Here is a 21,446-nt window from a genome sequence, read left to right on the forward strand (position 1 = left end):
CGGGGCGGCGGCGGGCGCGTCGTCGAAGCTGCGCTTGGGCGTCAAGGTGGGCAGCGGCTGGGCCGGAGCGGCCGGCTGGGCGCGCGATCCGGTGGCGGATGACGGCGCTTGCGCATGCGCGGCCCCCGCGGCGGCGGCCGCGAACACCGCGGCCGTCAGCACGCGGGAAAAAGTATCGATTCGAAAGCGAATGGAACGCTGGCGCATGGCAATCCTGAAAAATCGAAGTCAGCCGGGATCGTACCGCGATCCGGCCGATGACATCGAACAGCCGCGCCCGCCGCGAAACGGGCGTCCGGCGCCAGCGCGCCCCGCAACACCGTCCGGATCCGCCGAGCGCGTTGCCAAGCGTGCCGCGACAGAGAATAATCGGCACATCGACTAAGCTGCGCCATGACACCGTTCCGAGGAAAGCTTCGCATCCGGCACCTGGAAATCGTGCTGACTGTCGCCGAGCTGGGCAATCTGTCCAAAGCGGCGGCGCAACTGCACAGCACGCAATCCGGCCTCTCGCGCGCCATCGCCGAAATCGAGGAGCTGGTCGGCGCGCGGCTGTTCGAGCGCACCGCGAAGGGCACCACCTGCACGCCCCTGGGCGTTGCGATGTGCCGCCACGCGCGCCAGTTGCTTACCGGATTCCGCAAGGCCGAAACCGATCTCGCGGCCGTGTCGCGCGGCGACGAAGGCAGCCTGACCGTGGGCTGCTTTTCGATGTTCGCGGGCTGGCCCGTGGCCGAGGCCGCGCGCGCTTTCCGGCAGGCCTGTCCGCGCATCACGCTCACCATCGAGATCGGCACGCACGAGCGGCTTATCGAGGACCTGGACGCCGGCGCGATCGACGTGCTGATCAGCCGCTTCTCCTCTACCGTCAACCCGCAGATCTACCGCTCGACCGCCCTGCTGGACGACCCGGTGGTGCTGGCCTGCTCCACCCGCCACCCCCTGGCCGGGCTGCCCGGCACCACGCTGGCGGACTACGTGGCCTACCCCTGGATCACCGCCCTGCCCGGCAGCCGCATACGCGGCGAACTGGAAATGTCCCTGCGCCAGGCCGGCCTGCCCATTCCCGATATGATCGGCGTCCTGTCGCTGGAGTTCGGCCGCGAGATGCTGCTGGACGGGCAGTATCTATGGATGCTGCCGGGCAGCGTTGCGGCCGTCCAGCAGGCGCGCGGCGAGCTGGCGGTGCTGCCGGCGCGGCCCGCGCTGCGCAAATCGCCCCTGGCGGCCATCTGGCGCCGCGACCGCCCCAGCACGCGCCAGGCGCGCGCCTTCGCGGCGCAGCTCGAACTGGCCATCCAGGCCGACAGCATCGCGCTGGCGGCGTGAACACGCATTCCCTTCAGGATCCGAACACCATGCACGACTGGCTCAACGCATTGCCCAAGGCGGAACTGCACCTGCACCTGGAAGGCTCGCTGGAACCCGAGCTGCTGTTCCAGCTGGCGCAGCGCAACGGCGTGGCCCTGCCCTGGCCCGATATCGACGCCCTGCGCGGCGCGTACGACTACGGCAATCTCCAGGAATTCCTGGATCTCTATTATTTGGGCGCCGACGTGCTGCGCACCGAGCAGGACTTCTACGACCTGACCTGGGCCTATCTGCTGAAATGCCGCGAGCAGAACGTCGTCCATACCGAGCCCTTCTTCGATCCCCAGACCCATACCGACCGCGGCGTGCCGCTGGAGGCGGTGCTGGACGGCATCGGCCAGGCGCTAAAGGACGGCCGCAAGAAGCTGGGCGTGGAAAGCGGCCTGATCCTGAGCTTCCTGCGCCACCTGCCCGAAGAGCAGGCCATGCGTGCGCTGGAAGCGGCGCTGCCCTACCGCGACGCCTTCATCGCCGTCGGCCTGGACAGCAGCGAGAAGGGCTTCCCGCCGCGCCTGTTCCAGCGCGTGTTCGACCGCGCTCGCGCCGAAGGCCTGCCCGCCGTGGCCCACGCGGGCGAGGAAGGGCCGCCGGAATACATCTGGGAAGCGCTGGACCTGCTGAAGGTGCTGCGCATCGACCACGGCGTGCGCGCCGCCGAAGATCCCCGCCTGATTGCCCGCCTGATCGACGAGCAGATCCCGCTGACAGTGTGCCCGCTGTCCAACATCCGCCTGCGCGTGTTCGAACACATGCGCCATCACAACATCCTGTCGCTGCTGGACGCCGGCGTGAAGGTGACCGTCAATTCCGACGATCCCGCCTATTTCGGCGGCTACGTGAACGAGAACTTCCACGCGCTGTACGAGCACCTGGGGATGACCCGCGAGCAGGCCCAGGCGCTGGCGGACAACAGCCTCGACGCGCGCATCGTGAAGTAGGCCGGCGGCGACCGCCTCCCGGGCCATGCGGGTTTCGCATGGCCTCGTTCAAAACCGGCATGGCCGGCACGGCTTTTTCCTCCCTACCATAGTGCGGCGTCCGCGGCATCCGCCGCGGACGTTCGACCAACAAGCACACAAGGGGACAGGATATGAGTCAAACCGTTCAGGCGACGCTGCGGGCAGGCACGCTGACCGGCGTGCGCGAAGGCGGCGTTTGCCGCTATGGCGCCATTCCTTATGCGCAGGCGCCGGTGGGCCGCCTGCGGTTCGCGCCGCCACAGCCTGCGGCGTGGCGCGGCGACCTCGACGCCACCCGGCCCGGCGCGGTCGCGCCCCAGCTGCCATCGCGGCTGCGCGGCGCAATGGGCGATTTCGAGGCCGCGCAGTCCGAAGACTGCCTGCACCTGACCGTCTGGACGCCCGGCGCCGACGAGCAGCGGCGCCCCGTGGTGGTGTGGCTGCACGGCGGCGCCTGGCAAAGCGGCGCCGGCGCGCTGGACTGGTACGACGGGTCGCGCCTGGCGCAGCGCGGCGACGTGGTGGTCGTGGCCGTGAATTACCGGCTGGCCGCGCTGGGTTGGCTGCACGTGTCCGGGCAGACCGCCAACGCGGGCCTGCTGGACCAGGAAGCCGCGATCAACTGGGTGCTGGACAACATCCAGGACCTGGGCGGCGATCCGGAGCGGATCACGGTCATGGGGCAATCCGCCGGCGCATCCTCGATCTGCGCCATGCTGGCCCGCAAGCCGCGGTTCTCGCGCGCCATCCTGCAAAGCGCCGCGCTGGGCCGCGGATTCCGCACCGCGCGGCAGGCCGACGCGCTGGGGCAGGCCTTTCTGCGCGCCGCCGGCGCCGACAGCCTGGAAGCTGCGCGCGAATTGCCGGTCGCCGCGCTGCTGGCCGCGCAGCAGGCCCCCGAAGTGGCCGAAGCCCTGCGCGCCGAAGGCAGCAGCCGCAGCCTGTTCGGCCCCGTGCTGGACGGCGAAATACTGCCCCTGGACATCGCGCCCGCGCTGAAGCGGGCCGCGTCGCGCACCGACGTGCTGGTCTGCTACACGCGGGACGAAATGGCCGCCTTCCCCGGCAATGCCCTGGACGCCGCCAGCCAACAGCTGGGCGAGGACGTTTTCGGCGCGCCGTCGCGGCAATGGGCCGAGGACGCCATCGCCCAGGGCCGCGGCGCCTGGCTCGCGCGCTTCGACGTGGCGCCCACGGCGCGCTTCGGCGCGTGCCACTGCATCGAGCTGCCTTTCGTGTTCGATACCCTGCAGGCGTTTTCCGCCGCGCCCATGCTGGCCGGCCTGCCGCCCGAGCAGGCCGGCCAGCTGGCGCGCCGCACGCAAGCGGCATGGATCGCGTTCATCCGCGGAGACGCCCCCGGCTGGCCCGCGGCCCCGCACATGCAGATCCTGGCCTGAGCCTCCTCTGCGCCTCGCCCGGGCCTCGCCGCCCGGCGCCCCCCCCATATCAACGATTCAAGGGAAATTCCATGTTCAAGCAAACCACGCTCGCGCTGGCGCTGCTGATGCCGCTGGCAGCCACCGCGGCCTACCCCGACAAGCCGGTGAAAATCATCGTGTCCAACCCGCCCGGCGGGCCCGTGGACGTCATGCTGCGCGTGCTGGCCAGCAAGCTCGGCGCCGCCTGGGGGCAGCCCGTGGTGGTCGAAAACAAGCCGGGCGCCTCCGGCATCATCAGCACGGGCGCGCTGGTGAAGTCCGCGCCCGACGGCTACACGCTGGGCATGGTGGTGGCCTCGTCCATCACCATCGTGCCGTTCGCGGTGGACAGCCTGCCGTTCGATCCGCAGAAGGACCTGCAGCCCATCTCCCTGGTGGCGCGCACGCCGTTCATCTTCATCGTGCCCAAGGAAAGCCCGCTCAAGACCTGGGACGATTTCGTCCGCGAAAGCAAGGCCCGCAACCTCAGCGTGGGCTCCTTCTCCATCGGCACCGCCTTCCACCTGGTCTGGGAGCAGACGGCCCGCCGCGCCGGCATCAAGGCCCTGTACGTGCCCTCGTCCTCGTCAGGCAAGACGCAGAACGACCTGATCGGCGGGCAGCTCGACGTGGGCCTGGATGCGCCTTCGAGCTCCAAGGGCCTGATCGACAGCGGCCGCCTGCGCGCCCTGGCCATCACCAGCCCCGAACGCTTCGGCGGGCTGCCCGGGACGCCGACGCTGGAGGAATCCGGCTTGAAGGGCTATGCGCCGCAGCCGTGGATCGGGTTGATGGCCCCGGCCGGCACGCCCAAGGACCGCGTGGCGCTGATCCAGAAGTCCGTTTCCGACATCCTGAAGGATCCCGCGATGAAGGCGCAGATGGAAACGCTGGGCATGATCCCGATCGGCAGCTCGCCGGAGGAGCTGGCGGCGACGATCGAATCAGACCGGGCGGACATGGAGCCGCTGATCAAGGAACTGGGCATCAAGCTGCAATAGCCGGCCCCGCACGGGTTCAGTCCGCGCGCGCGCCCAGCGCGCGCAGGAACGTTTCCGACAAGGGCTCGGACAGCTCGCGCGCGTCCAGCCGGCCCTGCGCGATGCGGGCGTCCACGGCGCCGTGCATGCCGTGATACAGCACGATGGCGGCGAGCGCCGCGTCATCCATGGGCCAGCAGCCGGCCCGCGCGCCTGCTTCCAGGATGCCTTCGAGCTGCTCCAGCACCGCGCTTTTCTCGGCCACGCCCCGGTCGGGATGGTGCGTATCGTGAAACACCACGTCATGCAGGGCGTAGCCTCCGAAATAGGCTTCCACCCCGGCGCGCGTCCAGGCGCGCAGCCGCGCCACGCCGTCATCCGGCGCACAGGCGTCCACGGCCTGCGCGATATGGTCCAGGAAGCCCTGCGAAAATTTGGCGCGCAGGGCCGCCAGCATGTCGTTCTTGGAGGTGAAGTAGTGATAGAACGTGCCCTTGGCCACGCCGGCGCGTTCGACGATTTCGTTGATGGTGGTGGCCTCGACTCCCTTCTGGACGAACAGCGCTTCCGCCGCTGCCATCAACTCGTCCAACCGGACCGCGGCCGGCTTGGTGCGCGGCTTCCGGGCGGCCGCCGGGCCTGCGGGCGGGGAAAGCGGGTCTGGGGCGGCAGACATATCGGCTAGGCATCCATTCAACGGCAAGGCGCCAGTGTAGAGGACACGCCCGCCCAGGATCAAAATTTGAGAACGATTCTTTTTCCAATTGACCGACGGTCGGTCGGTTATTAGAATACCCCTTCCTTCACCCCATCCGCCGCTATGCATCCCGCACGCCGCCGCGCCCTGGTCCTGGCCGTCAACCTGGGCAGCTTCATCACCATCCTGGACATCAGCATCGTCAACGTGGCGTTGCCCACCATGCAGGCCGCGCTGCGCATCGACATGGCCGGGCTGCAATGGGTGGTGGACGCCTATGCCCTCTTCCTCTCGGCCTTCATGCTGTCCGCGGGCCCGCTGGGCGACCGCTACGGCCGCAAGCGCTCGTGGCTGGCAGGCGTGCTGCTGTTCACCGCGGGCTCGGCCCTGTGCGGGCTGGCGGATAGCCTGACCGCCTTGCTGATCGGCCGCGCCGTGCAGGGCGTGGCCGGCGCCCTCCTGGTTCCCGGGGCGCTGTCGCTGCTGACGCAGGCGTTTCCCGATCCGAAAGAGCGCGCCCAGGCCATCGGGATCTGGGCCTCGTGCAATGCCGTGTCGCTCATCGTCGGGCCGATGCTGGGCGGCGTGCTGGTCGCGCACTTCGACTGGCAGAGCATCTTCTTGATCAACCTGCCGGTGGGCGCGCTGGCCGTGGCGCTCGGGGCCTGGAGCATCACGGAAAGCGCCCATCCCGAACATGCCGCCTTCGACCCGGCGGGCCAGGCGCTGAGCGTGCTGTGGCTGGGCGCGCTGACCTTCGGGCTGATCGCCGCCGGCGAACACGGCTGGGCCGCGCCGCAGGCGGCGGGCGCGCTGGCCGTCGCCGCCGCCGGGCTGATCGCCTTCCTGTGGGTCGAGCACCGCGTAGCGCGGCCCATCCTGCCCCTGGGCCTGTTCCGCGACACCGGCTTCGCCATCACCAATTTCGCGTCGTTCGTGCTGGGGTTTTCCGCCTACAGCAGCCTGTTCTTTTTTTCGCTGTACCTGCAACACGTGCGGGGCCTGTCGCCGCTGGCGGCCGGCTGGCAGCTGGCGCCGCAGTTTGCCGCGGCCGGGCTGGTTTCTATCGTGTTCGGCCGGCTCAATCTGCGCTTCGGCCTGCCGCGGCTGATGATCGCCGGCTACACGCTGATCGGCGCCGCCATGCTGGGCATGATGGGATTCGAGGCGGACACGCCCTACGCGGTATCGGGATCCCTGCTGGTGCTGCTGGGCCTGGGCACGGGCCTGGCCGTGCCGTCGACCAGCATGGCGGTCATGGCCACCGTGCCGCGCGAGCGCTCCGGCATGGCGTCCGCCACCATGAACGCGTTGCGCCAGACCGGCATGACCATCGGCATCGCGCTGCTCGGCGCGCTGATGAGCGGACGCGCGATCGAGGCGTTGACGGCGTCGTTGTCGCGCCTGGGCGCGTCCGATGCGCAGGCGCTCGCGCGTGCCGCCATCACCCAGCATGCCATGCCGGCGCAGCCCGCCAACGCGGCCGCGCTGTACGCCGATGCGCTGGCCGGCGGCTTCCACGCCGCGATGCTCGCGGCGGGCGCCGCGTCGCTGGTGGCGGCACTGTTGCTGCTGGCCCTCGCGCGCGGCTCCAAGCGCGTCCTGCGCCCGGCATGAGCGCCGATTTCCGAGGCGCGGAATTCCACCGGCCGGAATCAAAACCGCCTGTTTTTAAGCGTCCGTAACAAACGCGCCGGCGCCAAAACGCTCAGGTAAGATCCTCGTTCAATAACAGGTTAACAACCAAGAGGAGAACGAGACATGCCGCAATCCAATGCCCTGTTCCGCCTGGCGCCGCTGGCGCTGGCCGCCCACCTGCTGATGGCCGGCCCGGCAGCCGCGCAAAGCGCGCCGGGCACGCAGGGGCCGCTGGTCCCGGCGCCGAATCCCGCGCTGGCCGCGCAGATCGACGAACGCGCCCGCGCCATCGAAGACAAGCTCATCGCCTGGCGGCGCGACATCCACCAACACCCGGAACTCGGCAATCAGGAAACGCGCACGGCCAAGCTGGTGGCCGATCATCTGCGCGCATTGGGCATGGACGTGAAGACCGGCGTGGCCGGCACCGGCGTCGTCGCCGTGCTCAAGGGCGGCAAGCCCGGGCCGGTGGTGGCGCTGCGCGCCGACATGGACGCGCTGCCGGTCAAAGAACAGGTGGACGTGCCCTTCGCGTCCAAGGCGAAAGGCACCTACCTGGGCAAGGAAGTGGACGTGATGCACGCCTGCGGCCACGACGCCCATACCGCCATCCTGATGGCCACCGCGGAAGTGCTGGCCGGCATGAAGGACGAGCTGCCCGGCAGCGTCAAGTTCATCTTCCAGCCCGCCGAGGAAAGCCCCGCCGACTTCGAGCCCGACGGCAAGAAGATCTGGGGCGCCAAGATGATGGTGCAGGAAGGCGTGCTGGACAATCCGAAGGTCGACGCCATCTTCGGCCTGCACGTATCCAGCGCCTACCCCGCCGGCAAGCTCTCGTGGCGCAGCGGGCCCGCCATGGCCGCCGCCGACCAGTTCTGGATCGACGTCACAGGCAAGCAGACGCACGGCGCGCGGCCGTGGTCGGGCATCGATCCCATCGTGGTCGGCTCGCAGATCATCCTGGGCCTCCAGACCATACCCAGCCGCCAGATCAACAGCATGCTGGAGCCGGCCGTCATCACCGTGGGCGCGATCCATGGCGGCAACCGCATGAACATCGTGCCGGACAGCGTCGTCATGACGGGCACCATCCGCACCTACGACGAAGGCATGAAGAAGGACATCCACCAGCGCATCGCGCGCACCGCCGACATGATCGCGCAGAGCGCGGGCGCCAAGGCGGACGTGCGCGTGGTGGAGCTCTACAACGCCACCGTCAACAACCCGGAGCTTACGGAAAAGATGGGCGCCACGCTGCGCCGCGTGGCGGGCGACGGCAACTATGGGCTGCAACCCAAATCGACGGCATCCGAGGACTTTTCCTTCTATCAGGAAAAAGTGCCGGGCATGTTCTTCTACCTGGGCGTGACCCCCAAGGGCACCGACGTGGACAAGGCGGCGCCCAACCATTCGCCGCGCTTCTACGTGGACGAGTCGGGCCTGCTCAACGGCGTGCGCGCGCTGTCCAACCTGACCGTCGACTACATGGCCCGCGCGCAGAAAGGCAGCTAGGCCGAAAACGCGGCATGGTAGGCGACCTCGCCTTGCGCGGGGCGCGTGAAGCTCAACGCCATGAAGTATTCGGGCGGCACGCCCGGGTACTTCAGCTCCGCCTGGGCAAACCCGAAACGGCCGTAATAGCCCGGGTCGCCCAGCACCACGCAGCCCGCCGCGCCCAGCGCCCGGAGCCGCGCCAGGCCCTCGCGCACCAAAGCGGCGCCAACGCCGCAGCCCTGCCGGTCCGGCCGCACGGCCACCGGCCCCAGCCCATACCAATCGCTTGAACCGTCGCTTACCGTCACCGGCGAAAATGCGATGTGGCCCGCCATGCGTCCGTCCTCCCAGGCCGCCAGCGACAGCGTCAGCGCGCCCGCCTCGCGCAGGGCGTCGATGATGCGCCCTTCGGTTCCCTGGCTGTGGGGATGGTCTTTGAACGCGTCCTGCGTCAACGCGAAGATGGTCTCGCGGTCGCGCGGCGTTTCTCGAAGAATCTGCATGGCTCTGCTCCTGCCGGTATCGCGCACGAGTGTAGCGCCCGCGGCCATTGCGCATTGACGCTGGCCCGCGCGCTGAATACAGTGAGCCCACCAACTACCTTACGGATTCCTATGACTCGCTATCGCGTCGGCATCGCCGGCTTCGGCGCCATCGGCCAGGCCGTGGCCCAATCCCTGGACGCCGGGCTGCCCGGCCTTGCGCTGGCCGCCGTCGCGGTGCGCGACCCGAACGCCCCGCCCGCTTTCGCATGGGCCAACGGCGCCCCGGTGTACACCCGCATCGGCGCCCTGCACGAGCATTGCGATGTGGTCGTCGAATGCGCTCCCGCCGCAGTGTTCCGCGACATCGCCGAACCCGTGCTGCGCGCCGGCAAGAAACTGGTCGTGCTGAGTTCGGGCGCCCTGCTGCGCCACGACGACCTGATAGAACTCGCGCGCGCCCATCAAGGCCAGATCGTGGTGCCGTCCGGCGCCATCCTCGGCCTCGACGCCATCACGGCCGCGGCGGAAGGCGTCATCCATTCCGTCACGATGATCACGCGCAAGCCCGTGCGCGGCCTGCTGGGCGCCCCCTACCTGGCCGATAACAATATCGACATTTCGGACATCACCGAGCCCCGCCTGATCTTCCGCGGCACGCCGCGCGATGCCGCGGTGGGGTTCCCCGCCAACCTGAACGTGGCGGTCAGCGTCTCGCTCGCGGGCATCGGCCCCGACCGCACCACCCTGGAGATCTGGGCCGATCCCTCGCTGGAGCGCAATGTCCACCGCGTCGAAGTGGCGTCCGATTCCGCATCGTTCTCGATGGAGATCCAGAACATCCCCTCGGCCAATCCCAAGACAGGGCGCATCACCGCGCAAAGCGTGATCGCCGCGCTGCGCAAGCTGACCGGCCCCTTGCGCGTGGGCACCTGACACGGAAATACGGAACGCGTCAGGCCGCGGCGCGGCGCAATGCCGCGGGCTCCCGCCGCGCCTCCATCCGCCCCAGTTTCCAGTTGCCCGCGCCGTCCAGGTCCAGCCTGTGGGTATGGAAAGCATCCAGCGTGCTGCGGTGGCCCACGCTGACCAGCATGCAGGCGGGCAGCGCGCTGCGCAGCAAGCTGTACAAGGCATGCTCCAGGCCTTCATCGGTGGCGGAGGTCGCTTCATCCAGGAATACGATGGCGGGCCGGTTGAAAAGCACTCGCGCGAACGCCACGCGCTGCTGCTCGCCGATGGACAGAATACGGCCCCAGTCCGCCACCTCGCCGAGCCGGCCGGCCAGATGCCCCAGGTTCACCTGCCTCAGCGCCTCCGCCAGGCGGGCGTCGTCCTCGGGCTGGGCCAGGCCCGGGTAGGCCACCGCGCCGCGCAGATCGCCCAGCGGCAGGTAGGGCCGCTGCGACAGGAACAGCGCGGACGCGCCCTGCGGCCGCCGCACCCGGCCCTCGGCATAGGGCCACAGGCCCGCCAGCGCGCGCAGCAGCGTGGTCTTGCCGCTGCCCGAGGGCCCCTTGATCAGCAGGGCCTGCCCGGGCCGCAGCTGTAGGTCCAGATCGCGCAGCAGGGCCGCGCCGTCGGGGCGGCGCAATTGCACGCCTTCGATGTCCAGCCCGTCGGGCAGCGCTTCCGTCCGCACGGAAGGCAGGGCCCGCGCTGCCTCGTTGGCGTCCAGGAATCCATTCAGCCGGTCCAGCGTGGCGCGATATTGCGCGAAGGTGTCGTACGAGGTGCGGAAGAACGACAGCGAGTCCTGCACCTGGCCGAAGGCCTGCGAGGTCTGGATGACGTCGCCCAGCTTGATCGCGCCGCTGAAGAAGCGCGGCGCCTGCAGGATGAAGGGAAACACCACGGCCACCTGGCTGACCGACAGGTTGAAGCCATCGAATTTCAGGCCCCGGTACACCCTGGCCCACAGGTTGGCGATGTAGGCGGTGAAGCGTGTCCACAAGGTGGCGCGCTCTACGTCCTCGCCCTGGTAGAACGCAACGTTTTCCGCGTTTTCGCGCAGGCGCACCAGGGCGTAGCGGAAGTTCGCCGTCAACCGTTCGGACAGGAAGTTCAGCCTGATCAGCGGCCGCCCGATCTTGAACGCGAACAGCGTGGCCACAATCACGTACAGGTACACCACGAACACCATGGCCCGCGGAATCTCCACGCCCCCCACCGTCAGCGCGCCCGACAGCCCCCACAGAATGGACGTGAACGCTACCAGCGACACGATGGCGCTCAACGCGCCGATCGCCAGCGTGCGCGAGCCGGTGACGAACATGGCGATGTCCTGCTCGATACGCTGGTCGGGGTTGTCGACGGGCGCTTCCAGGAAATGGCCGCGATAGTAGGCGCCCGCCCCCAGCCAGTCGCGCGTCAGGCGTTCATTGAGCCAGACGCGCCAGCGGATGTCGAAAGCCTGGCCGGCGTAGCTGTCGACCAGGGTCCGCGCGACGTGCACGCAGGCAAGCACCGAGAAAATGCCCAGGAAGCGCCAGAACGCGGACTGGTCCAGCGCCTGCAGCGCGCTGTAGAAGCCGTTGTACCAGAACGAAAACAGCACCGTCATGCGCACGGCGAACATCGCCAGGAACAGCAGCAGCGCCAGGGTCAGCAATGGCCGCCAGCTGCGGCGGGGGGTGAGGTACGGCCATGCCAGCCGCCAGAACTTGCGTCCCCAATCAGTGGTGCGCGCGAGCACGGCCGCGGCCAGCGCCAGGGCCACAGCGGTCATGCCGAACGCGCGCGCCAGCCACAGCGCGCTTTCCGCGAGTTGCTGCTGCCAATTCAGGTCCATGAGCCGGTCGCCCTCCAGATACGCGTTTCTTGTTAGACGACACGCGTACTTCGAGTTCCGGCGGCAGGCCCGTTTTAAGCCTCGCTTAAGTGTTCCGGCCGGGCAAGTGAAGGCGCATTGAAAGCAGCCGCATTCAACGGGCTCCCAGGTCCAGGTTGGCGAACATGTCCGCCAGCGTCGGCACGGACCGGGCGGGCCAGATGGCGCTCAGGTCGAAGCTGGGCAGCGCCTGGCCGTCGCGCACTTCGCAGAAGCGCACGCCTCGGAAGTTCATCGAGCGGATCCAGCTGGGCAGCAGCGCCACCCCGCAACCGCCCGCCACGCAGGACAGCACAGTGAGCGTGCGGTTCGCCTCCTGCGCCACGTGCGCGTCGTGCCCTGCCTTGCGCATGGCGTCCAGGATGCCGGCGTAGAACGCCGGCAACTGCGACTGCGGATACATCACCAGGCCGGCCTGCGCGATCTGGGCCATGCTTACCTGGCCATCGGCGGGCACGTCGAGCTCATCCGGCACGGCGGCCACCAGCCGGTCCCGCAACAGCTGGCGTTCGCGCATGCGGCCGCCGACCGCGACCGGCGTGTGCATCAGGCCGATATCGATTTCGCCGGTCTGCAGGGCCTCGGCCTGCTCGGCGTTGCTCATTTCACGCAGGATCACGCGCACGCCCGGCGCCTGCCTGCGCATCTCGCGCAATGCGCGCGGCAGCATGTCGAAGAGGGCCGACGACACCAGCCCAACAGTCAGTTGTCCGGCGCTGCCGCGGCCGATCTCGCGCGCGCGGTGCGCGGCGGCGTCGATCCGCGCCACGCTGGCGCGCACGTCCTCAAGAATGGCGAGGGCGGCGGGCGTGGGCGTGGAACCCCTGCGCGAGCGTTCGAACAACCGCACGCCCAGGTCTTTCTCCATGCGGCCCAGGCCCTGGCTCAGCGCGGGCTGCGCGATGCCCAGCCATTCCGAGGCCCGGCTGACGCTGCCGTGGTCGACCACCGCCAGGAAATAGCGCAAGTGCCGGGTTTCCATATTGATTCAATATAAATAAAGCAATTTTCCAGAATAGAAAATTATATGTCGGCTTCCTAGAATCCCGCCTTATGAAAAGCGCCTCCGGCCCCGGGCCGGGCGCAAGACAAGGAGACCGTTTTGCCCTCGCCCGCCACAGGCGCCGCCGTCGACACCCATGCGCACGTATTCCGGCAAGGCCTTGCGCTGGCCGACGTGCGCCGCCACACCCCGGACCACGACGCCACCCCGGCCGAGTACCTCGCGTTGCTGGACGCCCACGGGCTGAGCCACGGGGTGCTAGTGCAGCCCAGTTTCCTGGGCACGGACAACAGCCACATGCTCGACGCGCTGCGCGCCGCGCCCGGACGCCTGCGCGGCGTGGCCGTGGTGGAACCCGGGATCGCCCCGGCGGCGCTGCAGGCGCTGGCCGGCTCGGGCGTGGTGGGCATCCGGCTGAACCTGATCGGCCTGCCCGTTCCCGATCTGGGCCTGCCTCTCTGGCAAACGCTGCTGGCGCGCGTGAACGCGCTGGGCTGGCATGTCGAAGTCCACCTGCCCGCCTCGCGCCTTCCCGACATCCTGCCCGGGCTGCTGGCCGCGCAATGCCGCGTGGTGGTGGACCATTTCGGCCGCCCCGACCCGGCTCAGGGCGTATCCGACCCGGGCTTCCAGTACCTGCTGCGGCAGGCAGACAGCGGCCGCGTATGGGTCAAGCTGTCCGCCCCCTACCGCAACTGGCAGGCCGCCGCTTGCGCCGCGTCGGGCCGCCAGGCCACGCAGCGCCTGCTGGAGGCCTACACCGCCGAGCGGCTCATGTGGGGCAGCGACTGGCCCCATACCGAACATCGCCACCTGGCGTCCTATCCGTCGGCAACGCAATGGCTGGACGCCTGGATCGACGACCCCGAACAACGGCGCATCGTGCTTGCCGACACGCCCTTGCAGCTGTTCCAATTCCAAGGAGACACACCATGACCCATCTTTTCAAACGCCTGGCGCGCCGCAGCGTCCTGTTCGCCGTCGCGGGCCTGCTGGCCGGCGCCGCGGGCGCCGCATCCGCCGCCTATCCCGAACGCGCCATCACCCTGGTCGTCACCTACCCGCCCGGCGGCACCGTGGACGTGGTGGCGCGCCTGATCGGCCCCAAGCTGGCTGCCGAGCTGGGCCAGCCTGTCGTCATCGAGAACCGGGGCGGCGCCGGCGGCATGATCGGCGGCGCCGTCGTGGCCAAGGCCAAGCCCGATGGCTACACGCTGATGCTGGACGCGTCCAACCATGCGCAGAACCCCGCCCTGCATTCGAAGATGCAGTTCGACACGCTGACGGCGTTTGCGCCCGTCTCCCTGTTGCTGCGCGTGCCCAACGTGCTGGTCGTCACGCCCTCGTACGAGGTCAAGACCGTGGCCGACCTGATCAAGCTGGGCCAGCCCGGCGCCAAGGACCACGTGTACTTCGCCTCGGCCGGCCCCGGTTCTGCGCAGCATCTGGCTGGCGAACTGTTCAACCTGCTTGCCAAGACCCAGCTGCAGCACGTGGCCTACAAGGGCGGCGGCCCGGCCATGATCGACGTGATGTCGGGCCAGGTGCCGGTGATGTTCGCCAGCATGGGTTCGGCCTGGCAGCACGTGAAGAACGGCAAGCTGCGCGCCGTCGCCGTCGGCGGCCTGGAGCGTTCCAAGGCCGCCCCCGACCTGCCCACCATCGCCGAGTCCGGCGTGCCGGGCTACGAAACCTACGAATGGAACGCGGTGTTCGCCCCGGCCGGCACGCCGCCCGGAATCGTGGACCAGGTTTCGCAGGCGCTGGCCAAGGTCTTGAAGGACCCCGCCATCGCCGAGCAACTCGCCGGCATCGGCGCGGAGCCCATCGGCTCGACGCCCGCCGAACTGGACACCTTCCGCCGCGCCGAAATCGCCAAATGGCAGCGCGTGGTCAAGGAAGCGAACCTGAGCCTGGATTGATTGGTGCCGGGCCTCCCGGCCCGGCTATCATGATCCCTGGCAACGCATAGGCAGGGACAGGCAGATGGACAGGATCCGGCTCGACAAATGGCTTTGGGCTGCGCGCTTCTACAAGACGCGCAGCCTGGCCGTGCAGGAAATCGGCAAAGGCCGGGTATTGGTGAACGACCAGCCCGCCAAGCCCGCCCGCGAAGTCGCGCCCGGCGACCTGATCGCCATCCGCAAGGAAGACCCCGCGCTGCGCGTGCGGGTCGTGGCCATCAGCGGCGTGCGCGGCCCCGCGCCCGTGGCGCGCCAACTCTATGAAGAAACCCCGGACAGCGTGGCCGCGCGCGAACGCGCGGCGGAGATGCGCCGCCTGGCTCCCGAGCCTGCGCTGGGGATAGAAGCGGGCCGGCCGACCAAGCGGGATCGGCGGCTGATCGACCAGATGCGCGGTAAATGAACGGCCGGGCCGCTCTACGGCGTCAGCGCCAAGGCCTGCGGCCGCACCACATCGACCCAGACTCGCGACCGGACCACGCTGGCGACCAGCTCGAACATATGCTGCGGCACCTGGGCCGGAACCACGACCCGGCTGAGCAAGGCCTTCAGGTCCACGCGTAGCGTCACCCGGCGCGCCGCGCCCACGCGCTCCTCGCCGCGCCGTCCAGGGTGAGCGGTCGCATACAACCGCAATCCCCGCGCTTCGCCGACGGCGCGCATGGGCCGGGCCTCCCCGGCCAACCGCCCGAAATCCAGCACGGTGTCGCCGTCGGGCAGCACCGCCTCCTTCAGCGCGGCCGTGCTCGAACAGATATACACCGCAACGTCCGACGCATCCGCGCACGCCGATGCCCACTCGGCAGGCGATGCCGAAAACCACCAGTCCAGCGTGCCTATGAGTCCGGCCCGCGCCGGCTCCGGCCGGCACGCCTGTGGACTGTCCAGCCGCAGCACGCTGAACTCCAGCAGCTCCATCAATTCGATGAAGGCCAGCTTGCGCATCACATCGATGCTTGCGGAGCGATCGGATCCGTTGACGGTCCGGCCATGGGGATGCCCGTACATGGAAACCTCCCTGTCCAGGATGGAACGACGGCCGCGGCAGCGGCCATTCCCGAGTGATTACTGTGTCTGCTCCAGCAAGGCGGCGCGCATCTTGCGGCGGGCCTTCATGGTGGAATAGACCAGCCAGGCCGCCAGGGCGCCTATGGCATAGATGAACGCCGCGCTGATGGGACGATCCACGAAGATGGCCATGTCGCCGCGTGACAGCAGCAGCGCGCGGCGGAAGTTCTCCTCGACCATGGGGCCGAGCACGAAGCCCAACAGCAAGGGAGCCGGCGAAAACCGCAGCTTCAGGAACACGTAGCCCACCACCCCCAGTATCAACACGACGGCCACGTCGAAGAGGCTGTTGTTGGTGCTGTATACGCCCACGCAGACAAAGAACAGCGCCGAAGGGAACAGGTACTTGTAGGGCACCCGCAGCAACTTGGCCCACATGCCGATAAGCGGAAGGTTCATCACCACCAGCATCGCGTTGCCGATCCAGAAACTGGCAATCAGCCCCCAGAAGATGTCCGCATGCTCGGTCACCATCTGCGGACCGGGCTGAATGCCATGGATGATAAGCGCGCCCAACATCAGCGCCATGACCGAATCGCCTGGAATGCCAAGGCTCATCGTGGGAATGAAGCTGGTCTGGGCAGCGGAGTTGTTCGCGGACTCCGGACCGGCTACGCCTTCGATGGCGCCGTTGCCGAAGCGGCCAGGCGTCTTGGACACGCGTTTCTCGACCGCATAGGACATGAACGACGCGATGGTAGCGCCTGTTCCCGGCAGGATACCCAGCACGGAGCCGATGGCGCTGCCGCGAGCGATCGGCGCAACGGACTTCTTGATGTCGCCAGGCTCCGGACGCACCGCCATGCGCCTGGCTCCGTTGTCCACCACGGTCGCCTTGCCGATGCGGTTCACGTTCGCGAAGAAATCCGCCAGGCCGAACAGCCCCATCGCCAGCGCCACCAGTTGAACGCCGTCGCTCAGTTCGATCACTCCGAACGCATAGCGGATCGTGCCGGTGTTGACGTCGGTGCCGACGACACCGAACAACAGGCCCAGGAACACCATCGCCACCCCCTTGACCGCGGAGCCCTTGGCCAGCGTGGCGCCCGCGAACAGGCCCAGCATCATCATGGAAAAGTACTCGGCGGGACCGAACTTGAACGCCACTTCGACCAAGATGGGCGAGAACAGGATCATGATGACAATGCCCACGCACGCGCCGATGAACGACGACATCACCAGCATGAACAAGGCGGAACCGGACTTGCCCTGCCTGGCCAGGGGATTGCCGTCCAGGCAGGTCACGGCGTGCGACGGCGTTCCGGGCAGGTTCAGCAGAATGCAGGTAATACCGCCGCCGTACTGGGCCCCATAGTAGATGCCTGCCAGCATCATGAGCGCTGCGGTTGGCGTCATGGCATAGGTCAGCGGCAACAGGATGGAGATCGCCGCCAGCACGCCCATGCCGGGCAGCACTCCGATCAAGTTGCCCATGAAGACGCCGAATAGCGACCAGGCCAGGTTCTCCCATTGGAAGGCAATGGAGAAGCCATGCATTACGTTCGATAGCAGTTCCATGGCTTAGCCCCAGCGAAACATCGGAAACTGGAGCTGCAGGCCCCAGGAGAAGACCAGCCAGCCGAACACCGTCATCGCCGTGGCGAGCAGCGCCGCCGAGCGCCAGGTGTTGGACGTATCTCCCATGGCGGCGATAAAGACCAGCGCAAACGTCGCCGGGAGAAAGCCGGCGAAATGCCCGATCACGATGAAAGCGCCGATTCCTGCCGCAATGCAGGCCATGCCTCGCAGGCGTTCCGCCCTCGTGGGTTGCGGCGCGCCATGGTCGGCCGCCTCGTCCGGCTGCTCCAGGTCATCCGGGTCGGGGCTGATCGGAATCAGGATGCCCAGGGCAACCAGGAAGCAGCCCACCAGCATCGGAAAGTAGCCCGGCCCCATCCGCGCCAGCTCGCCGACCGCGTAGCTGTTGGCCTCGATGATCGTCAAGGCTCCGCAGAGCGCAATCAGCGCTCCTCCCCATAAATCGCGTTTTATCGTCAGTATCTTGCCGCGCATCTTCCCCTCCCTTTCGGAGTCAATATTGTTTTCGCGGCGGCTCGGGCCGCCACGGATCGAAAGAAACGGGACTGTAGAGATGGGCGCTTGCATTCCGCTTTCACCGTCGCCTCGCGCGGCGCGTGCGGCGGAACGCCCGGGCCGGGCCGCCGTGAAAACGTTCACTTAAATGAACATGCCCCGTCTTCAATGTTCAGAAAAGGGGACATGCATTCCCTGGAAACCCTCTGCCCCACAAGGGAAGCAACGAACGGGCATGGAACTTGCCCGCGAAGCTTCGGTTTTCCAAACGTTGCACTTTTTTCCGCGATGCCGAGCGCTGCCCGCGGCAGGCATAATCCCTCTCTTTGCCCCAACGATTCTTGCCATGTTCCGCCGCATGGGCCGCCTACCGCTGACCGTCAGGATTCCGCTGGGCGTGGCCGTTCTTTTCTTCCTCGTTTCCAGCGCGCTGATCTCGCTATCGCTGCACGGTCTTTCGCGCCAGTTCGAGCGTCAGATCTCGAACCTGGGCCAGGTCTATCTGGATGGGCTGTCGGCCGCCGTGCTGCCTGCCGTGCGCGCCGGCGACCAGGCTCAGATGCTCGAAGTTCTGAACCGCGCCCTGGACACGCAAGTCGGCATCGTCGATCGCACGCTGGCCATCATCGGCGCACAGGGCCAGTTGATTGCGCACGTGGCTCGCTATGCCGAGGTCGAGGCCATTCCGCTCAAGGCGCAGCTTGCGAAGTCAGCCAGCGGCACGTATCTGAGCGCCGTGTCCAACGGCGTGTGGACCTGGCGGCTGCTCGACGAAAACCGGCCCTGGCTGGGCACGGTCGCGGCCAACCTGGATGCAGGCGACTTCATCGCGCAACGCCGCTCCCTGACAATCGAACTCGTGCTGGTCGGCCTGGGCGTGAGCCTGGCCGGCGCGGGCCTGGGATTTCTGCTTGCGCGCCGTCTGCAACGGCCCATCATCCGCCTCACGCAGCAACTGCGCGCCGCCCGCCGCGACACGCCCGAACTGCTGGACCTTCGGGCGGTCAAGCCCGGAGACAACGAACTGAACGAGCTGATGGAGGCCTATAACTGGATGGTCCGCAGCGTGCAGGAACGCGAGACCCTGGCCCGCCGGCACGACCGCATCGAGCGCGCCGCGCTGCTGGGACGCATGTCCGCCGCGCTGGCCCACGAGGTGCGCAACCCGCTGGCGGGCATGCAGACAGCCTTGCAGACACTGCGTCGCTTCGGGCATCAGGAAGAAGCGCGCCGGGACGCCATCGATTTCATCGACCGCGGCATACAGACCTTGCGTTCCGTGGTGGACGCCAGCTTGCAGACCTTCAGGCCGGACGAGCCGTCCCCCCGCCTGACCCTGACGGACATCCAGGACGTGCAGCTGCTGGTCCGCTCGGAAGCCAGGCGCAAGCGGATACGGTTGGCGTTCCGCAATGATTGGCCGGGGCAGGCGCTGCCCCTGCCCGCCGCGCCGCTGCGCCAGATCCTGCTCAACCTCCTGCTCAATGCCGTCGCCGCGTCGCCGCCCGGCGCTGAGATCGAGGTCGACAGTGAATGCGACGGGTCGCGCCTGTTGCTGCGCGTCACGGACCAAGGCCCAGGCTTTCCCGATCACGCGCGCGCCGCGCTGATGCAGCAAGGCGACGAGCACGCGGAGGGAATGGGGCTGGGTATCGTGCGGGAATTGGTCCAGGGCCTGGCTGGCGACATCGCCATCGCCGACGCCCCAGGACGCGGCGCGGCCGTCACCGTGCAATTGCCGTATGCGCCATCGGAGGACAGGACATGAGCTACGTCGACGTCTTGCTGATCGAAGACGACCGCGTGCTGGGTGGCGCGCTACGGCAGCGCCTCCAATTGGAAGGGCTTTCGGCCGCCTGGGTGGAAAACTGCTCGCAGGCCGTCGAAGCGTTCCGCCGCCAACGGCTGCGCCCCGCTTTCATACTGGCCGACATCCGTCTGCCGGACGGCTCGGGCGAAGACTTGTACCGCCGCATCATTCCTTACGTGGCGCGCTCCACCATCGTGTTCGCGACCGCCTACGGCGAGCTGGCGCAGGCTGTGCGCCTGATCGCGGCGGGCGCCACCGACTACCTCACCAAACCCTACGACGTCGACGCCCTGATTCCCCGCATCCGCGCCGCCATCGAAGCGTTCGACGACGAGGACGCCGGCGGCCCCATGCCGGAAAACCCCTTTCTGGCCAGCGCTGCGACGGAAGCCGTCGCCATGAATATTCAGAAACTGGGGGCGCAAAGCCTGACCGTGCTGCTGCAGGGCGAAACCGGCGTCGGCAAGGAACTGACGGCGCGGTTCATGCACGCGAACTCTCCGTTTTCCAGCGGACCGTTCATGCCGGTCAATTGCGCAAGCCTGACGGACGATCTGGTCGAAAGCCAATTGTTCGGACATCGGCGGGGCGCGTTCAGCGGAGCCAGCGACGCGCATCGAGGCCTGATTGAACACGCTGACGGCGGCACGCTGTTCCTGGACGAGGTCGGCGAATTGGCTCCCAAGGCCCAGGCGGCGCTGCTGCGCGTTCTGGAAGACAAGCGCTTCCTGCCGCTGGGGAGCAGCGCGCCCATGAAAGCCAACTGCCGTTTCATGGCCAGCACCAATGCAGACCTGCCCGAAGCCGTGCGGCGGAAGACATTCCGCGCCGACCTGTATTACCGCCTTTCGGTGGGCCACCTGAACCTGCCTCCATTGCGCGAACGCGTGCAGGACATACTGCCACTGGCAACACGGTTTCTGAACGACTGGTCCGCGGCTTCGCCCGCGCCTGCCGTGTTCTCGCCAGGCGCGCAGCAGGCGTTGCTCAGGCACGCCTGGCCCGGCAACGTCCGGGAACTGAAAAACCGCGTCCTGCGCGCGGCGGTGATCGCCGAAGGCCCCACGATCCAGGACGGCGACCTGTTCCCCGAAGGCAACTTGAACGAGTCCCTCGTCATCCCGGACCTGAACGCCGCGCGCGCGGATGCTGAATTGCGTTCGATCCAGCAGGCCATCGCGGCATCGGGGGGCCAACTGGGGCTGGCCGCCAAGCGGCTGGGGATTTCGCGCACCACGCTGTGGAAGAAGCTTCGCCAGCGCTGATCCCGGCCACGCGGCGCGCTCAGGCGATTAACATAGGACTTTTTACGCAAGCCCATCATGAAAAGCAGTTCGACAGGCGGTCTCGTCTATTCCACGGAAAGCGGGCGGATGTGCCCAGACTGCCGCCGTCCCATTGCCCAATGCCTGTGCAAGCAGGCAGCAAAGCCCGCGCCGGCCGGCGATGGCGTGGCGCGCGTGTCGCGGGAGACCAAGGGCCGCGGCGGCAAGAGCGTCACCCTGGTCAAGGGCCTGGCGCTGGACGGCGCCGCGCTGAACTCGCTGGGCAAGCAATTGCGCGCGGCCTGCGGGTCGGGCGGAACGGTCAAGGACGGCGTGATCGAAGTGCAGGGAGACCACTGCGACCGCATCATCGACGCCCTGCAGAAACAGGGTTATCGCGCCAAGCGCGCCGGCGGCTAGCGCGTACGGA

20 protein-coding genes and 1 pseudogene are annotated in these 21,446 nt (G+C 68.0%); 13 read left to right on the top strand and 8 right to left on the bottom strand.

All coding sequences use genetic code 11. From position 1 onward, the window contains the following. Positions 1 to 207: pseudogene (locus JL37_RS04460) on the bottom strand (lytic murein transglycosylase); the annotation flags it as partial. A 186-nt stretch (positions 208 to 393) separates the two neighbouring features. On the opposite strand from JL37_RS04460, the gene JL37_RS04465 reads away from it, so the two are divergent. The 4 genes from JL37_RS04465 to JL37_RS04480 all read left to right on the top strand — a co-directional run bounded on the left by JL37_RS04465 (position 394) and on the right by JL37_RS04480 (position 4,752). After that, the gene (locus tag JL37_RS04465; protein ID WP_043542343.1) at positions 394 to 1,329 is read left to right on the top strand and encodes a LysR family transcriptional regulator; all 936 of its coding nucleotides are present in this window, start codon (positions 394 to 396) and stop codon (positions 1,327 to 1,329) included. Between the two features lie 29 nt (positions 1,330 to 1,358). After that, entirely contained in the window at positions 1,359 to 2,309 is a 951-nt protein-coding gene (locus JL37_RS04470; protein WP_043542345.1) for an adenosine deaminase, read from the top strand. A gap of 152 nt (positions 2,310 to 2,461) precedes the next feature. Then, positions 2,462 to 3,730 carry a carboxylesterase/lipase family protein gene (locus tag JL37_RS04475; protein ID WP_043542346.1) on the top strand — a complete coding sequence of 423 codons (1,269 nt, stop codon included), beginning with the start codon at positions 2,462 to 2,464 and terminating at the stop codon, positions 3,728 to 3,730. A gap of 71 nt (positions 3,731 to 3,801) precedes the next feature. Beyond that, the gene (locus tag JL37_RS04480; protein ID WP_043542347.1) at positions 3,802 to 4,752 is read left to right on the top strand and encodes a tripartite tricarboxylate transporter substrate binding protein; all 951 of its coding nucleotides are present in this window, start codon (positions 3,802 to 3,804) and stop codon (positions 4,750 to 4,752) included. A 16-nt stretch (positions 4,753 to 4,768) separates the two neighbouring features. Here JL37_RS04480 and JL37_RS04485 read toward each other — a convergent pair whose 3' ends face one another. After that, entirely contained in the window at positions 4,769 to 5,407 is a 639-nt protein-coding gene (locus JL37_RS04485; protein ID WP_043542351.1) for a TetR/AcrR family transcriptional regulator, read from the bottom strand. 144 nt (positions 5,408 to 5,551) lie between these two features. Here JL37_RS04485 and JL37_RS04490 point away from each other — a divergent pair, with 144 nt between their 5' ends. Beyond that, a complete protein-coding gene (locus tag JL37_RS04490; protein WP_043542352.1) occupies positions 5,552 to 7,045 on the top strand; it encodes an MFS transporter in 1,494 nt (497 codons plus the stop codon). A gap of 144 nt (positions 7,046 to 7,189) precedes the next feature. Then, positions 7,190 to 8,578 carry an amidohydrolase gene (locus tag JL37_RS04495; RefSeq protein WP_043542354.1) on the top strand — a complete coding sequence of 463 codons (1,389 nt, stop codon included), beginning with the start codon at positions 7,190 to 7,192 and terminating at the stop codon, positions 8,576 to 8,578. Here the strand turns inward: JL37_RS04495 and JL37_RS04500 are convergent. Further along, the gene (locus JL37_RS04500; protein ID WP_043542355.1) at positions 8,575 to 9,063 is read right to left on the bottom strand and encodes a GNAT family N-acetyltransferase; all 489 of its coding nucleotides are present in this window, start codon (positions 9,061 to 9,063) and stop codon (positions 8,575 to 8,577) included. The genes JL37_RS04495 and JL37_RS04500 overlap by 4 nt on opposite strands. A gap of 111 nt (positions 9,064 to 9,174) precedes the next feature. Between JL37_RS04500 and JL37_RS04505 the strand changes: the two genes are divergently transcribed. Further along, on the top strand, positions 9,175 to 9,978 hold the full coding sequence (locus tag JL37_RS04505) for an aspartate dehydrogenase (protein WP_043542356.1): 804 nt from the start codon (positions 9,175 to 9,177) through the stop codon (positions 9,976 to 9,978). A 19-nt stretch (positions 9,979 to 9,997) separates the two neighbouring features. On the opposite strand, the gene JL37_RS04510 is transcribed toward JL37_RS04505, so the two are convergent. After that, positions 9,998 to 11,833, bottom strand: a complete 1,836-nt coding sequence (locus JL37_RS04510; protein ID WP_043542358.1) for an ABC transporter ATP-binding protein/permease — start codon at positions 11,831 to 11,833, stop codon at positions 9,998 to 10,000. Between the two features lie 133 nt (positions 11,834 to 11,966). After that, the gene (locus tag JL37_RS04515; RefSeq protein ID WP_043542360.1) at positions 11,967 to 12,854 is read right to left on the bottom strand and encodes a LysR family transcriptional regulator; all 888 of its coding nucleotides are present in this window, start codon (positions 12,852 to 12,854) and stop codon (positions 11,967 to 11,969) included. A 120-nt stretch (positions 12,855 to 12,974) separates the two neighbouring features. On the opposite strand from JL37_RS04515, the gene JL37_RS04520 reads away from it, so the two are divergent. The 3 genes from JL37_RS04520 (at position 12,975) to JL37_RS04530 (ending at position 15,242) form a co-directional block, all read left to right on the top strand. After that, positions 12,975 to 13,811, top strand: coding sequence for an amidohydrolase (locus JL37_RS04520; RefSeq protein WP_043542361.1), 837 nt, complete (start codon positions 12,975 to 12,977; stop codon positions 13,809 to 13,811). Next, entirely contained in the window at positions 13,808 to 14,797 is a 990-nt protein-coding gene (locus JL37_RS04525; protein ID WP_043542362.1) for a tripartite tricarboxylate transporter substrate binding protein, read from the top strand. Before JL37_RS04520 ends, JL37_RS04525 begins: the two co-directional genes overlap by 4 nt. A 64-nt stretch (positions 14,798 to 14,861) precedes the next feature. Beyond that, on the top strand, positions 14,862 to 15,242 hold the full coding sequence (locus JL37_RS04530) for an RNA-binding S4 domain-containing protein (protein ID WP_043542364.1): 381 nt from the start codon (positions 14,862 to 14,864) through the stop codon (positions 15,240 to 15,242). Positions 15,243 to 15,256: 14 nt separating this feature from the next. Here the strand turns inward: JL37_RS04530 and JL37_RS04535 are convergent, their stop codons facing one another. Genes JL37_RS04535 through JL37_RS04545 form a run of 3 tightly spaced genes read right to left on the bottom strand, consistent with a single transcriptional unit; the run spans position 15,257 to position 18,013 of the window. Continuing rightward, on the bottom strand, positions 15,257 to 15,847 hold the full coding sequence (locus JL37_RS04535) for a hypothetical protein (RefSeq protein ID WP_043542366.1): 591 nt from the start codon (positions 15,845 to 15,847) through the stop codon (positions 15,257 to 15,259). A gap of 57 nt (positions 15,848 to 15,904) precedes the next feature. Further along, complete coding sequence (locus JL37_RS04540; RefSeq protein WP_043542368.1) at positions 15,905 to 17,425, bottom strand: tripartite tricarboxylate transporter permease; 1,521 nt, start codon at positions 17,423 to 17,425, stop codon at positions 15,905 to 15,907. A 3-nt stretch (positions 17,426 to 17,428) separates the two neighbouring features. Next, positions 17,429 to 18,013, bottom strand: coding sequence for a tripartite tricarboxylate transporter TctB family protein (locus tag JL37_RS04545; protein WP_231570294.1), 585 nt, complete (start codon positions 18,011 to 18,013; stop codon positions 17,429 to 17,431). 274 nt (positions 18,014 to 18,287) lie between these two features. Between JL37_RS04545 and JL37_RS04550 the strand changes: the two genes are divergently transcribed. The 3 genes from JL37_RS04550 to JL37_RS04560 are packed head-to-tail and all read left to right on the top strand — an operon-like array spanning position 18,288 to position 21,436. Continuing rightward, entirely contained in the window at positions 18,288 to 19,709 is a 1,422-nt protein-coding gene (locus JL37_RS04550) for a HAMP domain-containing sensor histidine kinase (RefSeq protein ID WP_231570295.1), read from the top strand. Beyond that, positions 19,706 to 21,016: a sigma-54 dependent transcriptional regulator gene (locus tag JL37_RS04555; protein WP_043542372.1), complete on the top strand. Its 1,311-nt coding sequence runs from the start codon at positions 19,706 to 19,708 to the stop codon at positions 21,014 to 21,016. The genes JL37_RS04550 and JL37_RS04555 overlap by 4 nt, the downstream gene beginning before the upstream one ends. 57 nt (positions 21,017 to 21,073) lie before the next feature. Next, on the top strand, positions 21,074 to 21,436 hold the full coding sequence (locus tag JL37_RS04560) for a translation initiation factor Sui1 (RefSeq protein WP_043542373.1): 363 nt from the start codon (positions 21,074 to 21,076) through the stop codon (positions 21,434 to 21,436). The last annotated feature ends 10 nt before the right edge of the window (positions 21,437 to 21,446 follow it).

This window comes from Achromobacter sp. RTa (assembly GCF_000757485.1).
GTDB lineage: Bacteria > Pseudomonadota > Gammaproteobacteria > Burkholderiales > Burkholderiaceae_B > Achromobacter.

Coding starts and splice junctions, on each gene's coding strand:
- JL37_RS04465 (WP_043542343.1), top strand. CDS start 394: ATGACACCGTTCCGAGGAAAGCTTCGCATCCGGCACCTGGAAATCGTG.
- JL37_RS04555 (WP_043542372.1), top strand. CDS start 19,706: ATGAGCTACGTCGACGTCTTGCTGATCGAAGACGACCGCGTGCTGGGT.
- JL37_RS04550 (WP_231570295.1), top strand. CDS start 18,288: ATGTTCCGCCGCATGGGCCGCCTACCGCTGACCGTCAGGATTCCGCTG.
- JL37_RS04480 (WP_043542347.1), top strand. CDS start 3,802: ATGTTCAAGCAAACCACGCTCGCGCTGGCGCTGCTGATGCCGCTGGCA.
- JL37_RS04535 (WP_043542366.1), bottom strand. CDS start 15,847: ATGTACGGGCATCCCCATGGCCGGACCGTCAACGGATCCGATCGCTCC.
- JL37_RS04530 (WP_043542364.1), top strand. CDS start 14,862: ATGGACAGGATCCGGCTCGACAAATGGCTTTGGGCTGCGCGCTTCTAC.
- JL37_RS04475 (WP_043542346.1), top strand. CDS start 2,462: ATGAGTCAAACCGTTCAGGCGACGCTGCGGGCAGGCACGCTGACCGGC.
- JL37_RS04490 (WP_043542352.1), top strand. CDS start 5,552: ATGCATCCCGCACGCCGCCGCGCCCTGGTCCTGGCCGTCAACCTGGGC.
- JL37_RS04505 (WP_043542356.1), top strand. CDS start 9,175: ATGACTCGCTATCGCGTCGGCATCGCCGGCTTCGGCGCCATCGGCCAG.
- JL37_RS04545 (WP_231570294.1), bottom strand. CDS start 18,013: ATGCAAGCGCCCATCTCTACAGTCCCGTTTCTTTCGATCCGTGGCGGC.
- JL37_RS04515 (WP_043542360.1), bottom strand. CDS start 12,854: ATGGAAACCCGGCACTTGCGCTATTTCCTGGCGGTGGTCGACCACGGC.
- JL37_RS04540 (WP_043542368.1), bottom strand. CDS start 17,425: ATGGAACTGCTATCGAACGTAATGCATGGCTTCTCCATTGCCTTCCAA.
- JL37_RS04525 (WP_043542362.1), top strand. CDS start 13,808: ATGACCCATCTTTTCAAACGCCTGGCGCGCCGCAGCGTCCTGTTCGCC.
- JL37_RS04500 (WP_043542355.1), bottom strand. CDS start 9,063: ATGCAGATTCTTCGAGAAACGCCGCGCGACCGCGAGACCATCTTCGCG.
- JL37_RS04485 (WP_043542351.1), bottom strand. CDS start 5,407: ATGTCTGCCGCCCCAGACCCGCTTTCCCCGCCCGCAGGCCCGGCGGCC.
- JL37_RS04470 (WP_043542345.1), top strand. CDS start 1,359: ATGCACGACTGGCTCAACGCATTGCCCAAGGCGGAACTGCACCTGCAC.
- JL37_RS04495 (WP_043542354.1), top strand. CDS start 7,190: ATGCCGCAATCCAATGCCCTGTTCCGCCTGGCGCCGCTGGCGCTGGCC.
- JL37_RS04560 (WP_043542373.1), top strand. CDS start 21,074: ATGAAAAGCAGTTCGACAGGCGGTCTCGTCTATTCCACGGAAAGCGGG.
- JL37_RS04510 (WP_043542358.1), bottom strand. CDS start 11,833: ATGGACCTGAATTGGCAGCAGCAACTCGCGGAAAGCGCGCTGTGGCTG.